The organism is Thermaurantimonas aggregans (genome assembly GCF_003851885.1).
Classification (GTDB): domain Bacteria; phylum Bacteroidota; class Bacteroidia; order Flavobacteriales; family Schleiferiaceae; genus Thermaurantimonas; species Thermaurantimonas aggregans.
Window position 1 is genome coordinate 1 of the sequence record NZ_BHZE01000032.1, and the last position, 14,036, is coordinate 14,036.

Annotated in this window: 12 protein-coding genes and 1 rRNA gene; 3 read left to right on the top strand and 10 right to left on the bottom strand. The window is 40.7% G+C overall.

Going from position 1 to position 14,036, the window contains the following annotated elements; genetic code table 11:
- Window positions 1–13 precede the first annotated feature (13 nt).
- Window positions 14–124 (top strand): 5S ribosomal RNA (gene rrf, locus EIP89_RS10995).
- 135 nt (window positions 125–259) lie between these two features.
- Here the strand turns inward: rrf and rimM are convergent.
- The 5 genes from rimM to EIP89_RS11020 form a co-directional block, all read right to left on the bottom strand.
- On the bottom strand, window positions 260–790 hold the full coding sequence (gene rimM / locus EIP89_RS11000) for a ribosome maturation factor RimM (protein ID WP_124398737.1): 531 nt from the start codon (window positions 788–790) through the stop codon (window positions 260–262).
- Between the two features lie 33 nt (window positions 791–823).
- Window positions 824–1,318, bottom strand: a complete 495-nt coding sequence (locus tag EIP89_RS11005; RefSeq protein ID WP_124398738.1) for a 30S ribosomal protein S16 — start codon at window positions 1,316–1,318, stop codon at window positions 824–826.
- A gap of 91 nt (window positions 1,319–1,409) precedes the next feature.
- Entirely contained in the window at window positions 1,410–2,216 is an 807-nt protein-coding gene (locus EIP89_RS11010) for a hypothetical protein (RefSeq protein WP_124398739.1), read from the bottom strand.
- Window positions 2,217–2,228: 12 nt separating this feature from the next.
- Window positions 2,229–3,572, bottom strand: a complete 1,344-nt coding sequence (locus tag EIP89_RS11015; RefSeq protein ID WP_124398740.1) for a DUF5723 family protein — start codon at window positions 3,570–3,572, stop codon at window positions 2,229–2,231.
- Window positions 3,569–5,119 carry a hypothetical protein gene (locus EIP89_RS11020; RefSeq protein WP_124398741.1) on the bottom strand — a complete coding sequence of 517 codons (1,551 nt, stop codon included), beginning with the start codon at window positions 5,117–5,119 and terminating at the stop codon, window positions 3,569–3,571. Before EIP89_RS11020 ends, EIP89_RS11015 begins: the two co-directional genes overlap by 4 nt.
- A gap of 153 nt (window positions 5,120–5,272) precedes the next feature.
- On the opposite strand from EIP89_RS11020, the gene EIP89_RS11025 reads away from it, so the two are divergent.
- Window positions 5,273–7,615 (top strand): glycoside hydrolase family 31 protein, encoded by a 2,343-nt coding sequence (locus EIP89_RS11025; RefSeq protein ID WP_160160597.1) that lies wholly within the window; start codon window positions 5,273–5,275, stop codon window positions 7,613–7,615.
- Window positions 7,616–7,677: 62 nt separating this feature from the next.
- Entirely contained in the window at window positions 7,678–8,418 is a 741-nt protein-coding gene (locus tag EIP89_RS11030) for an alpha/beta fold hydrolase (RefSeq protein WP_218019370.1), read from the top strand.
- On the opposite strand, the gene EIP89_RS11035 is transcribed toward EIP89_RS11030, so the two are convergent.
- The 5 genes from EIP89_RS11035 to EIP89_RS11055 are packed head-to-tail and all read right to left on the bottom strand — an operon-like array spanning window position 8,412 to window position 13,780.
- Window positions 8,412–9,026 carry an ABC transporter ATP-binding protein gene (locus EIP89_RS11035; RefSeq protein ID WP_124398743.1) on the bottom strand — a complete coding sequence of 205 codons (615 nt, stop codon included), beginning with the start codon at window positions 9,024–9,026 and terminating at the stop codon, window positions 8,412–8,414. The genes EIP89_RS11030 and EIP89_RS11035 overlap by 7 nt on opposite strands.
- Complete coding sequence (lpxA, locus tag EIP89_RS11040) at window positions 8,989–9,801, bottom strand: acyl-ACP--UDP-N-acetylglucosamine O-acyltransferase (protein ID WP_124398744.1); 813 nt, start codon at window positions 9,799–9,801, stop codon at window positions 8,989–8,991. Before lpxA ends, EIP89_RS11035 begins: the two co-directional genes overlap by 38 nt.
- A 5-nt stretch (window positions 9,802–9,806) precedes the next feature.
- A complete protein-coding gene (locus EIP89_RS11045; RefSeq protein ID WP_124398745.1) occupies window positions 9,807–11,198 on the bottom strand; it encodes a bifunctional UDP-3-O-[3-hydroxymyristoyl] N-acetylglucosamine deacetylase/3-hydroxyacyl-ACP dehydratase in 1,392 nt (463 codons plus the stop codon).
- Window positions 11,191–12,207 carry a UDP-3-O-(3-hydroxymyristoyl)glucosamine N-acyltransferase gene (gene lpxD / locus EIP89_RS11050; RefSeq protein WP_124398746.1) on the bottom strand — a complete coding sequence of 339 codons (1,017 nt, stop codon included), beginning with the start codon at window positions 12,205–12,207 and terminating at the stop codon, window positions 11,191–11,193. Before lpxD ends, EIP89_RS11045 begins: the two co-directional genes overlap by 8 nt.
- 28 nt (window positions 12,208–12,235) lie before the next feature.
- The gene (locus EIP89_RS11055) at window positions 12,236–13,780 is read right to left on the bottom strand and encodes a YifB family Mg chelatase-like AAA ATPase (protein ID WP_124398747.1); all 1,545 of its coding nucleotides are present in this window, start codon (window positions 13,778–13,780) and stop codon (window positions 12,236–12,238) included.
- Window positions 13,781–14,036: the final 256 nt, after the last annotated feature.

Below are 14,036 nucleotides of genomic sequence, written 5' to 3' on the forward strand. Positions count from 1 at the left end.
CACAGACAACTTCGAGGGTGGCTATTGCGGTGGGGATCACCTCTTCCCATTCCGAACAGAGAAGTTAAGCCCACCAGCGCAGATGGTACTGGCACTCCGCCGGGAGAGTATGTCGCTGCCCTCCTTACTACTAAAATCAATTAACCCCTGGACTCTAAAAGTTTAGGGGTTTTTGTTTTTCTGAATGATTTGATTTAACTAAATATCATTAGAATTTATTAATTTCCCATCAAAATCAAAAGTAAAGCTTAATAAACCCTTATCTTAAATATACTTCAAGCAAGCCATCGGGTATATTTAATATAATGCTTTTACTTTCTTTATCAATTTCTTTGATAAAAACATCTACTAGTGGCACTAGTATATTTTTTCCTGTAGTGTGTTTAATTTCTAATACGTTTTGGTATTTGTTTTCTAATACGTTTGATACTTCGCCTAACAATTGTTCTTTGCTAGAATTAAAAGCAGTATATCCAATTAATATTTCTGAAAGAGTTGGTTCTTTTGTGCTAAGTTTTCGTATTTCCTCTGGGCGAAGTAGTAATTCTTTTTGAAGGATTTCTTCAGCATCCTCCAATGAATTTATCTCTTCAAATTTGATCTTATATCCTTTAGGTAGTTTTTTTATCTCTTCAACGAAATAAGGCAGCTCTGCGCCCTTAAACTCTATAAAAAAGTGTTCGGCATCTTCATAATTAATTGATGCACTATAAAACTTAAAAACCACATGGCCTTTAAGACCATGTGGTTTCAATACAATGCCTACAGGTACGAATTCTGATTTAGCCATTATTTCACTGGCTTAAACCAAATAGTTTATGCTTTACGCTTCTTCTGTAGTTGAATTTTCAGAAGCAGATTCAGCAGCGGCTGTGTTTCTTTTTTCTATACGCTGATTGTTGTAAGCTCTTTCAGCATCGATACGAGCTTGTCTCGCTTTTTCGCGCTTTGCAAGTAATTGTTGTTTTTTAGATTGAATACGAGCTGCTTTTTCTTCAAGCCACTTGCTAAACTTCTCTTCTGCTTGCTCCTCGCTGAGTGCACCTTTCATTACACCTTTAAGTAGATGATTTTTGAGAAGTACACCCTCCTTTGATAAAATTGAACGCACTGTATCAGTGGGCTGAGCACCATTCTGAATCCAGCGGAGAGCAGATTCAAAGTTCAGTTCTACAGTTGCTGGGTCTGTGTTGGGGTTGTAGGTACCCAACTTTTCAATGAATTTACCATCTCTTCTGCTTCTGCTGTCGGCCGCCACGATGTAATAGAATGCATGTCCTTTGCGGCCGTGTCTCTGTAGTCTTAGTCTTACTGCCATCTTTGAGTTTTTTTGGGTGCGAAACCCGGTTAAACGTTCTTAATTGAGCGCGCAAATGTACAATTATAAATTCACCTTTTGGGGATTCTAATCAAAAACCTGAAAATTTTATAAAAGTATTATATCTTTCATTAACAAATTCAACCTTTATGAGATCATTACACCCATCTGCCTCGATAAAATCAAGTTTTACTAATGAACTATCTTTATCTACGCGTAAATTCAAAAGACCTTTTACAACTCTGTAATTACAGCCAAGAGCAAGTTTTATGGTGTTTTGAGAATCTGTTTCATAATTGAGTAAAAAGTTTTTTGATTGACGAGTAGCAGTTCCTTGTAACGTCATTGTAAGAGTATCGTCAAAAAAGGTGTATGTATTGAATCCGTTGTGCCAAGTCACAGTTGAATTTAGATTTAAAAGGTAATCTTTATAAGAAAAATTCGTTGAAAGGATGTTGAATTGAGGGTCAGATGATACAGCAGAAATCATAATTGTACCATCAATGGGTATATCGTCAACTCTAAAACCAATAAAGGAAATTGTAATTAAACTACCTGTAATTCCGTAATCTCCATTAATAGCTGCTTCTATTCTTCCTCTACGCGTTTTTCCATCGGCACATAATTTTTGAATGTTGCCATAGTCTATTGACAAAATATTTCCGTTTTTAACTACCGTTGCTTGGTCAATCACAACTTGTCCACCTGCAGCCACTGTTGGATTTCGAATGCCTTCGTCAAATCGTCTCCACACCGATAGGAATTCGCCCAAGACTTCGGCATAGAGTTGTGTATTTTCTACCTTTTCCGGACTTGGCAATAAAAACTCATCCTCGCAAGAATAGAGTGAAAAAACTACCAACAGGAGTATTAAAAAATTTCTCTTTGAATTTTTCATTTTAAATATTTTCTAGTTTTTAAGTTCATTTTTAGTAGAACTTTTCCTTTTGTAGTACTCCGGATTAGCAAATGAGATATTTATTCCCATTCTAAAATTGATAGCATTTAATCGTTCTGGATTGAGTATTGCATTAATTTGATCCGTAACACCGTATATCTGAACTCCCAAAAATTTAAACATAAAACCCGCCCCAAAGTTTGAAAAATTATTGTTTATAACTGTGTATGAACCCATGAAAGATAGCCATCTTGTTATAGGCATATGATATTGTGCTCCGAAAGCCAACATATTAGTTATAGAAGTTTTACGCAGATCAGCAAAGGCTGATAGTCTTTGATTTTTGAAAAATTTATAATCCACAAAAATAGAATATCGAGCTGATAAAGAAGTAGTGTAGCTCTCACCGGCTCTTTCTTGAATATTTAAGGCTGAGTTGATTGAATCAATAATTTCATCAAATGAATCTACTTGTTCGTCTTCAGCCAAATTGATGTTCAAGCCATTGAAATGAACATTGCCATTGGAGTAGTACTCTTTTAATTGTTCATTCCATTTAATGCTTCCGATATCGGCCATTACAGCTGAGACGCGCAGTTTGTCATTGAAATCATAACTGGCGGCTATGTCAAATGCAAAACCTCTGTTCCCAGTGCTGCCTGGTGTTAGATGCGTCCTATAATCAATCATTCTATCAGCAAAATCAGAAAAATCACCGCTGCTTCGAATTAAAATATCCGTACTCAGGGTCCATGCTGTATCGTAGAATCCTACTTGTGCAGTCGTTGATTCAGTTTTAAAAGACTGAATACCATTTATCAACTTGATTCTACCTCCGATACTCAGACTTTTTATTTTAATTTGTCCTCCAACATGAATAGCAGAATAATCTGTTATATCAATAGTATTGCCTAATAAATTAACATTTTGATTTTGAAATTGAGCATTTCCAAAATAGAGTAAACTCAACAAATTGTGTGGGTATCCAAATAGAACAGATTTTTGATTATAAACACCGCCAGATAAATATAATTTACCAATTTTAAAACCTAAGAACAAAAGATCTGTTCGAACATCTAAATTTAAATAATCTGAATTGTCCATTCCTGATATGGAATTTCGAAGAACATCGTTTACATTACTCGTTTTTAAAAAGAATTCCATTGGGCGAAATGGCGTATTCTCGATCATCATTCCAGTATTGATAAACCCTAGTGTAAATTTTTCATTTACAGGAGCAGCTGGATTAACTATTTGTGTATGTGCTACTGGATAAAATGTGTAAAATGAATAAGGAACCTGTCCGTATAATCCAGCAGATAATAAAATGATTAATGCGATTAAAAATCTTTTCATTTTACAGGCTTAAATTTTAGTTTTGCTTTTGCTGCCAATCTTGTTTTGAAGTAATACGAATCGTAAATTTTTACAGATTGATTTCCGTTGTCTGGTGTGTTAATCTTTACTCTTAAATAAAAACTTTTTGCGGCATTAAGTGCAGTCAAATCGCTTTCATTTATTCTAAGTGTTGATCTATAAGTGTTAGGTGAAATTACTCGACCTGATGTGTTTACTGTAGCTGGTTTTAATACATCTATATCATAAATTCTTATCACTGAGTTTGTGATGGAATCTAAAAATATAGCAGAAACAGACAACTCAAATGGAAAACCATTTTCACTTGTAAATTCAAATTCAATGAACTCAGGTAAATTTGTTGAACTAGAATTCCAAAATTTAAAGTTTGAAATTTCTTTTTCAAAATACATATCCTTTGCTGAAAACTCCAGAGGAATTTCAAAAAGACCATTGACTATTATTTCTTCATTATTGAAAAGAAAATTATTTTGTTTCCCATTTGGATTGAGCTCAATTGAGCCACTAATAATTAAAAATTCTGGTAATTTTTTTAGCATTTCAGCTAAATTGCTGTTGGAATTATTTAGCTGTACCTGAGTGGTTGAAAATAACCCTGGATTGGGAGCTTTGGATATTGTAATATTTGGCATCTGAAGTACTGTTACATTCCCTGTAGCAGTGGCTCCTGAAATGATAGGCTCAAAGCCTATTTCTAACCCTGTGTTGTTATAAATTGATAAATCGAGTTTTGGATTACTAAATGTGATTCCTTCTCTAAATTTTTCCAATCCTTTTAAATTCAAAATACTGTTAACTACCGGTAATTCAATTTGGCTATTACCAATGTAGCCTTCCATGCCTTTTACTTTTAGTTTAGTAATGTTTATAAAGCAAGGAATTGGTGTACCTGCCGGGATGGAAGAAGGATATTGCAATGCAGAAATTATCAATTGAAGTGTGTTATGCGTTGTATTGCCCTTTGACAAATCCAGAATACCGTTGTAAAAATTACTTTTATGATACACTCCAGGGGCATTGTTTATATTATTAACCTGGAGAGTTAAAGGCCCTATCTCATGCTGTGATTGTGTAAACTGAAGTGACATTTCGACGCCCTGTGGTACACTAGAAGGTATGGACCATGAGATCTCTAATGTGTCGAAATATATTTTCTTTACTTCGGCGTCGTTAAACAACGAAATAGCTACATCTGCTGTGGTCTGTTGGCCAGTAACTGCAGCTAAGGGCACTGTATCCTGATCTGGAAATAGGAGTGCTTTCGACAAAGTCGTTTTAAGTATGGAATCTTTTTTAAGAACAATTGTTATGAAGCCATCCTGATCAATAGAAATCAAAGAGGTATCTCTACTCAAGTCTGAAAGTCGCAGGCTTACTTCACCAAAAGGCACCCATATCTCAGGGCTTAACTCAATGTCTTTAAAAGAGTCAAAATCAAATTTGTCTTTCAAACATGAACTGAAAAGTATAATTACTGCTATAAGGATGCCTGGAACTTTCATGGCGCGACGAATAATTTCATTCATCAAATGTAAATCTATGCACTTACAAACATTATGACAATTATTAGTTTAATAAATTAACATTATCAATAGTATTAAATATTTTACTATATTGACAAATGTTTCAGGAATAATTGTGTGAATCTTAATTTTAGGCCACAATAAATCATGGTTTTTATGGCCAATACTTCTTCTGAACCATCAGAAAACATTCTACAAATATCCTCTGGCAAAATAGATGCTTTGATTACACAGCCAATCGATGATGTAATCAGAATTCAAATTTTCATCCGTGGCAGAAAAAGAATTATAAATCCTTATTCGACAGTTGTAAACGATAAAAAAACATTGCACATCCAAAAAATAAAGGATGGCTTTTTTGAGGTAAATGCCGGTAAGTATAAAGTACTTGTTTATGAAAATCCGTTTCGAGTAAGTTTTTATACTTATGATGGTGAATTGATCCATAATGACGCTGACTTAGGTATTCAAATACAGGAAAATGGCATAACTGTGCTCAAAGAGCTTCAGCAAGGAGAGCGGTTTATAGGTTTAGGTGAAAAAACTGGCCCCATCGATCGAAGGGGGTGGCAATACACCCACTGGAATACTGACGCTTTTGCGTATCATCAGGAATTTGACCCGCTTTACAGCAGTATTCCATTTTATATTGGTATCAATGGGCACTTGCCCTACGGAATATTTGTAAACAACAGTTGTCGAACAGATTTCAATTTCGGTGCTTCAAACGATCGATTTTCCTTCTTTAGATCTGCGGATGGTTATATCGATTATTATTTCATATATACAGGCGACATTAAAGGGATAGTTTCCAGATATTTAGATCTCACCGGTCGACCTGAGCTTCCTCCAGTTTGGGCACTTGGGTACCAACAGTGTCGATACAGCTATTATCCAGAAGAGGAGCTGTTGCTCTTAGCAGATACCTTTAGAAAAAAGAAGATTCCTTGTGATGTACTCTACCTCGACATCCATTATATGGATGAGTACAAAGTGTTTACCTGGGACAAGGAGCGCTTCAAAGATCCCAAGAAGTTTTTGGCAGATTTAAAAGATAAAGGTTTTAAAGTGGTGATTATTCAAGATCCGGGTATAAAGGTGGAGGAAGGTTATGGTGCGTGTGACTCTGGGATAGAGGAAGATGTTTTTGTGAAATATCCCGATGGAAAGCTTTATGTAGGCGAAGCATGGCCTGGAAGGTGTTATTTTCCCGATTTTACGAATGAAAGAGCTCGCAACTGGTGGAAGCGCCAAATGAAGGCACACTTTGAGGAAGGTGTTGCTGGATTTTGGAACGACATGAACGAACCGGCCGTATGGGGCAAACACTTCCCAGATTTTATTCGATTTAACTACGATGGACAGCAGACATCGCATCTCCACGCACATAATGTGTATGGTATGCAAATGGTGAGAGCTACCTATGAAGCTCAAAAAGAATTTCGTCCTGATAAAAGGCCCTTTGCCCTTACAAGGGCAGCATTTGCAGGCACCCAGCGCTATGCCTGGAAATGGACCGGTGACAACATCTCGAATGAAGAACATCTTTTACTCGGTCAGCGCCTTATCAATAGCCTATCGCTGAGTGGGTATTTTTTCAGTGGTAATGATGTTGGTGGATTCATAGGTGAGTGTTGGCCAGAGCTATTTATGCGTTGGATTGCCGTAGGAGCTTTTAATCCGTTCTTTCGCGGGCATTCGATGATCAATAGCCGCGATCACGAACCATGGTCTTTTGGTGAGGAAGCTGAAGAAGTAAGTCGCAATTTTATAACTCTACGCTACAAATTGCTTCCCTATTTGTATTCAGCTTTTTACAGGGCTGTAATGCACGACGAACCCATAAATAGGCCTATGGCCTTTACACTATTTAACGATGAGCGCTCATTTAGCCACACCTATGGTCATCAGTTTTTTGTCGGTCCGAGCATCTTAGTTTGCCCAGTATTGCCTGGCCAGGCATTCGGTAAGGTATGGTTGCCTGAAGGAAATTATTACGAAATGTTTACAGGTAAGGTTTATACTGAAGGTGAACACGTCGTAGAGCTACATCGCCATCGAATACCTGTATTTGTGAGAGCGGGTCATGCCTTGATGAGTGCTGAAGCAAGCGAAAATGCTGAAAAAACGTTTCGAGGAATTTACCAATTTCATTTGTACAAAGGCGATAAAGCTTCTTCGGGATTCTTTTATATCGATGAAGGTGATGGATATGGCTATAAAAATGGAGAATATTCTTTAATTAAATGGGAGTTTATTCCAGGCGATGTGCACCAGTGGAACATTCAACAAGTGGAAGGAAATAGTCCTTTTGATATATCGAAAACTGAGGTGTACTTACATGGTTACACTCCGACAGATGTTTTAGAAATAAACAAAAAAAAACCAAGCCTCGAAAGCACAGAGTGGATGTGGATAGCGCCAGTTTCGTCATTTGATCCGTATTTTAAACAATCAGACCAATCTACCATTATTAAAGTACTAAAAGTATCGGCGTGAATTCAGAGATACTGTACCATAAGGTTTTCAAACATCCTGTACCGAATGCTGAATGGGTGACTATGGTGCATGGAGCCGGCGGCAGTTCAAACATTTGGTATAAACAATTAAGGGATTTTCAAAAGCACTTTCATGTACTCTTATTGGATTTACGAGGGCATGGAAACTCAAAAAACCCTTTTCGAAATTGGATCCAGCAAGAGGGATATCACTTTTCAGATATTTGTGAAGATGTTATACGCTTGTTAGATTTTCTAAAGATTGAAAAAACCCATTTTGTAGGAATTTCGCTCGGTACCATTATTATCAGGGAAATTTCAGAAAAGTATCCTAGTCGCGTAGATAAAATGGTTTTAGGGGGCGCTGTAATACGCTTTAATTTAAAAAGCCGGATTTTGGTGCGAATGGCACATGCCTTAAAACGCATTGTGCCTTTTATGTGGATTTACAAAATTTACGCACACATACTGATGCCCAAGAAAAGGCATGAAAAATCCAGATGTTTATTTATCAAAGAAGCAAAAAAAATTTATCAGAAAGAATTTTTGCGGTGGATTAAAATCACCTCTCAGATTAAGCCGTTAATGAAGCTTTTTAGGGAAAATGCGCCAAAACATCCGACGCTGTATCTGATGGGTGATGAGGATTATATGTTTTTGCCATCGGTACAAATTGTAGCTGCTCAACATGAGAATTCACATTTAGAAATAGTTCCGCAAAGTGGACATGTATGCAATGTAGATCAGCCAGATTTTTTTAATGAAAAAGCGATAAAATTTTTAAAGGGAATTATATCTTATTGAATTTCGAAAATACCTTTCGCATTTGGATATTCCTCTGGCAAATGATTGCTTGAAACCACGATGAGTTTCTTTGAAATTTGCTCCATTATTAGAGATTTATACCACTGAATCCCTGTTGCATCCAGATTAGTCGTAGGCTCATCGAGAAAGAGAAAGGGTGCATGTGTATAAATGGCTATTCCAAGCCTTACGCGTTGCTTCATCCCCGAGGAAAAACTTTTTATGGGTTTTTGACCCGTGACGGGTAGCTGAAAATTTTTATACAAATCAGCTGTATCAGGAAGATTTAATGTGCGAAAAGCAGAATAAAAGTCCACTAATTCAGCCAAAGAAAGTTCTTCAGGTAGTTCTTGGTATGGTGTGGCTATAGAAATTAATGAGAAATAGTACTCAGCCACCTCTACGTCATTTACAAACGGCATTACACGACCAGTAGTGGGCGCAAGCAGTCCACAAAGAATTTTGATCAGTGTTGACTTTCCACTTCCGTTTCGGCCTGTGATGGCGTAGAGTCCGGGACCTTTTAATTCAAAAGAAAAATCTTTGAAAACGAGTTGATTGCCAAACCTTTTAGAAAGGTTCTGCGCTTTTAGAACTATTTTTTCCAACGGTGTAGCCTTTCATGATTCCTCGTTGTGAATTTCGAATAAAAGAAATGATTTCATCTCTTTCATCCGAAGGCTCTATTTCGAGCTCGATGATTTCGAGGGCTTGTGAATAGTTGTAATTCTTCTGAAAGAGGATTCGGTAAATATTTTGAATGTGGTTGATTTTTTCGTTTGAAAAGCCACGACGTCGGAGACCAATGGAGTTGATACCCACGTAAGAAAGTGGTTCTTTAGCGGCTTTTACGTACGGAGGAACGTCTTTTCGTACAAGGCTTCCACCACCTATCATGGCATGAGCACCGATGTGTACAAATTGATGTACAGCACTTAACCCACCCAGAATTGCGTAATCGTCAATGACCACATGACCAGCTAAGGTGGTGCCATTAACAAGGATGACGTTGTTGCCTATGATACAATCGTGCGCTATATGCGCATAGGCCATCACGAGTACGTTGTCGCCCACTTTAGTGTAGCCTTGAGCGCTTGTGCCCTTATTGATTGTTACACACTCGCGAATAGTGGTATTGTTGCCGATAATGGCAGTGGTTTCTTCGCCGTTGTATTTTAAGTCTTGCGGTATGGCTGAAATTACTGCTCCAGGAAAGATTCGGCAGTTCTTCCCAATACGAGCACCAGGGAAGATGGTTACATTGCTGCCGATCCAAGTACCTTCTTCGATCACAACGTTTTTGTGAATTACAGTGAAGGGTTCGATGACAACATTGTCGGCTATTTGGGCTGAAGGATGAACGTAGGCTAATGGTTGTGTCATGTCAATCAATCATTGCGTTCTTTAACAATTTGAGCTGTGAGCTGAGCTTCCATTACTAATTTGGAGCCAACAAAGGCCTCGCCACGCATTTGAACAATACCACGGCGAATAGGTGATATCAATTCGAGTCTGAAAATCAGCGTATCGCCAGGCACTACTTTCTGTTTAAACTTTACCTCATCAAGACGCAGAAAATAGGTGAGATAGTTATGTGGGTCGGGTACAGTGCTAAGCGCGAAAATGCCTCCTACTTGGGCCATAGCCTCCACTTGAAGTACGCCTGGCATGACTGGGGCTCCGGGGAAGTGACCTACAAAAAAAGGCTCATTCATTGACACCGACTTTACACCTATCACCGACTGGTCATCGATATAGATGATTTTATCAACGAGCAAAAAGGGTGGTCGGTGTGGAAGCATTTTCATAATCTCTACTACGTCCTTTACCGGTGGTTGGTTAGGGTCGTATTTAGGTGCTTGAGATTTTTCTTGTTTTATTCGAGTAAAGAGCATCTTGGCAAATTCGGTGTTGGCGCGATGCCCTGGTTTTTTGGCGATGATGTGGCCTTTTATGCGCTTGCCACAGAGGGTAAGGTCGCCCACCACATCAAGCAATTTGTGGCGAGCAGCTTCGTTGGGGTAGTAGAGTTCGAGGTTATCGAGTATGCCGTTTTCGCGCACTGAGACTTTTTCCTTTTTAAAAGCTTTTTGAAGTTTTCGCATAGTCTCCTCGCAGGGCTTTTTATCTACGTAAACAATTGCGTTGTTTAAGTCGCCCCCTTTGATAAGGCCATTGTCGAGCAGGTATTCTAATTCATGTAAAAAGCTAAAGGTGCGCGCTTTAGCAATTTGGGGCACAAAGTCTTTAATGGAGAGTATTTCAGCATTTTGGGTGCCAAGCACTTCGGTATTGTAATCGACCATTACCGTAACTCGATATTCATCGGCCGGAACGGCCATTATCTCAATGTTGTGCTTTGGGTCGGAATAAGTAATTACTTCGGTAATTACATAATATTGAACGTCAGCATCTTGAGTGATGACACCGGTTTCCAGAATTTTTTCGACGAATGGCCAGGCGCTGCCATCCATAATAGGAGGTTCAGGGCCATCGAGGTGAATCTCGCAGTTGTCGATCTCACAGCCGGTAAGGGCAGCCAATATGTGCTCGACAGTGTAAATGACGATATTTTCTTTTCGGAGGGCTGTACCTCGGTCGGTACTGTTGACAAAGTTGGCCAAAGCTGGGATATGTACAGGACTTGGGAGGTCTTTCCGCACAAAGCAAATGCCCTTGTTGGGCTCAGCCGGATAAAGTGTCATGGTAGTTTCTGCACCCGTGTGCAGACCCACGCCTTTGAAAGTAATAGGGCTGGCAATGGTTTGCTGCTTAGCCATGAGTTTTAAGTTTTTGTTGAATTTCTTTTATGATTTTAGGCAACTTTCTAAAAAGCACGTAGGCTTTGCGATACTCTTGAATTTCAAATGCTGGTGAGCCCATCACTACGGCACCATCGTTCAGATTGTTCATCACCCCTGATTGTGCGGCAATTTTTACATTGTTTCCGATCTTCAAATGGCCAGCTATGCCCACTTGGCCGCCGATCATGCAATGGGACCCTATTTTGGTGCTGCCGGCTATGCCTGTCATGGCAGCGATTACTGTGTGTTCGCCGATTTCAACGTTGTGAGCAATCTGGATCAAATTGTCGAGTTTAACGCCCTTTCTAATGATGGTGCTGCCTAAAGTGGCGCGGTCAATGGTGCAGTTGGCGCCGATTTCTACATCGTCTTCAATAATGACGTTGCCCGTTTGGGGAACTTTTTTGTACCCTTCTCCACCTGGAGCAAATCCGAAGCCATCGCTGCCAACGATTACTCCAGTATGCAAGTGGCAGTTTTTACCAATCTTGCAGAAGTGCAAGACTTTAGAACCGGGTTTCAGGATGGAATTTTCTCCGATTTCGGCATTTTCGCCCACATATGCGTGAGGAAAAATCTTTGCGCCTTTGCTGATTTTAGCGCCTTTGCCCACATATGCTAATGCGCCTATGTACACATTCTCGCCGATCTCAGCGGAGTCTTCGATCACTGCTGAGGGGTGGATGCCCTGCAAGTTGTACTTCATTTGGTCGTACAGCTCAAGCAGCCGCGCAAAGGACTCATAAGGATTGGTTACACGAATGAGGTTTGATTTTACGCTTTTATCGGGCTTAAAATCTTGACTCACTACCACTGCAGTGGCGTTGGTCGCGTAGATGTAAGGCGTGTATTGAGGATTTGCCAAAAAGGTGAGTGCCCCTTCGCCAGCTGTTTCAATCTTATCGAGTTTATAAACGACGGCTTTGGGGTCCCCCTCTACATGGCCGCCGAGCATAGAGGCAACTTGTTCTAAGGTAAATTTCATTGGCCCAAAAATAGAGCATTTGAACAATTCATTTGCTGTGCGACCAGTTTTCGCGGTCGAGGCTGCGGTAGTTGATGGCTTCGGCCAGGTGGTGATTTTCGATGTTGGGTGAGCCTTCGAGGTCAGCTATTGTGCGGGCTACTTTTAGAATGCGGTCATAAGCTCTTGCAGATAGGGTAAGGCGCTCCATTGCCAATTTCATCAGCTTCTGCCCTGATTCAGATATCGGACAATATTTAGCCAGGAGTTTGGAGTTCATCTGCGCATTGCAATAGATGCCTTCGTGCTCCTTATAGCGTTCGGTCTGAATATTCCTTGCCTTAATGACACGTGCGCGGATGTCTGCGCTTTTTTCGGCTGGGCGGCTATGAGCGAGTTCGTCGAAGCTGACAGGGGTGACTTCCACATGGAGGTCGATGCGGTCGAGCAGGGGACCGGAGATTTTATTCAAATACTTGTCCACCATGCCTGGAGCGCACACGCAGTCTTTAGTCGGGTGGTTGAAGTAACCGCAAGGGCAGGGGTTCATGCTGGCGATAAGCATAAAACCGGCAGGAAACTCAACGGCATGCCTTGCACGGCTGATGGTAACCTTGCGTTCTTCCATGGGCTGTCGCATCACTTCGAGCACCGTGCGCTTAAACTCAGGTAACTCATCCAAAAAAAGAATACCATTGTGTGCCAGGCTGATTTCACCGGGCTGAGGAAAGGAGCCTCCACCGACGAGGGCTACGTCAGAAATGGAATGATGTGGTGCGCGAAAGGGTCGCTGTGCCATAAGCCCTGTATTTGGGCCGAGCTTGCCAGCTACAGAGTGTATCTTGGTGGTTTCCAGAGCTTCGTGTAGTGTCATGGGCGGCAGAATAGTAGGCATGCGCTTGGCAAGCATGGTCTTACCAGCTCCAGGTGGGCCGATCAGCAGCACATTGTGGCCGCCAGCTGCAGCTATCTCTAGGGCGCGCTTGATGTTTTCTTGCCCTTTAACGTCGGCGAAGTCAATGTCCATCTTTTCAAGATGCTCGGCAAACTCGCGACGGGTGTCGATGCGCAGAGGTTCGATGTGGAGGTCGCCTTTCAGAAAGTCGATGACCTCGCGAAGGTTCTCGACGCCGATGACGTCCAGGTTATTGACGATGGCGGCCTCTCGAGCGTTTTCTTTGGGAAGGATAAAGCCTTTGAAAGCTTCTTTGCGTGCCTGAATGGCTATGGGCAAGGCGCCTTTTATGGGCATGAGTCCGCCATCGAGCGAGAGCTCACCCATGATGATGTAGCGGTGTACTTCGGGTAAATCGACCTGTTCGCTGGCAGCTAAAATGCCGACTGCTAGTGGAAGGTCGTAAGCAGAACCTTCTTTGCGAATGTCGGCGGGGGCCATATTGATGGTGATCCGGCGGCCGGGCCAGCGATAGCCGTTGTTTTTCAAGGCGGCTTCTACCCGTTGGCGGCTTTCTTTCACGGCATTGTCGGGCAGGCCGACGAGGAAAAATTTTGACCCTCGGTCAGCATTGACTTCGATGGTGATGGTTGTGGCCTGAATTCCATAAACCGAACTGCCGAATACCTTGATGAGCATGTTGATTTTTCTGACTTATTATGGCGAAAATACTTTTGAGTGATGCAATATGGTTAAAAATTTTTGATTTTTTACTCCCCCCCTCTCTATTGCCTGCGGCAACAATGAGGGGGAGTTGTTTCTCACATAACTCGCTAATGGGTGTTGAAGGGGTGTGGGTTTTGGATAGGTTTAACGTTTAAGACTATGTGAATGCGCTGCCGCGCGGGCGTTCCTTTTTGTCTTGACACAAAAAGGAACCAAAAAGGTCAAGCCT

Bases quoted from the DNA above. Each gene is read 5' to 3' on its own strand.
- lpxA (WP_124398744.1), bottom strand. From the start codon at position 9,801: ATGACACAACCATTAGCCTACGTTCATCCTTCAGCCCAAATAGCCGAC.
- EIP89_RS11030 (WP_218019370.1), top strand. From the start codon at position 7,678: ATGGTGCATGGAGCCGGCGGCAGTTCAAACATTTGGTATAAACAATTA.
- EIP89_RS11020 (WP_124398741.1), bottom strand. From the start codon at position 5,119: ATGAATGAAATTATTCGTCGCGCCATGAAAGTTCCAGGCATCCTTATA.
- EIP89_RS11045 (WP_124398745.1), bottom strand. From the start codon at position 11,198: ATGGCTAAGCAGCAAACCATTGCCAGCCCTATTACTTTCAAAGGCGTG.
- lpxD (WP_124398746.1), bottom strand. From the start codon at position 12,207: ATGAAATTTACCTTAGAACAAGTTGCCTCTATGCTCGGCGGCCATGTA.
- EIP89_RS11055 (WP_124398747.1), bottom strand. From the start codon at position 13,780: ATGCTCATCAAGGTATTCGGCAGTTCGGTTTATGGAATTCAGGCCACA.
- EIP89_RS11005 (WP_124398738.1), bottom strand. From the start codon at position 1,318: ATGGCAGTAAGACTAAGACTACAGAGACACGGCCGCAAAGGACATGCA.
- EIP89_RS11015 (WP_124398740.1), bottom strand. From the start codon at position 3,572: ATGAAAAGATTTTTAATCGCATTAATCATTTTATTATCTGCTGGATTA.
- EIP89_RS11025 (WP_160160597.1), top strand. From the start codon at position 5,273: ATGGCCAATACTTCTTCTGAACCATCAGAAAACATTCTACAAATATCC.
- rimM (WP_124398737.1), bottom strand. From the start codon at position 790: ATGGCTAAATCAGAATTCGTACCTGTAGGCATTGTATTGAAACCACAT.
- EIP89_RS11010 (WP_124398739.1), bottom strand. From the start codon at position 2,216: ATGAAAAATTCAAAGAGAAATTTTTTAATACTCCTGTTGGTAGTTTTT.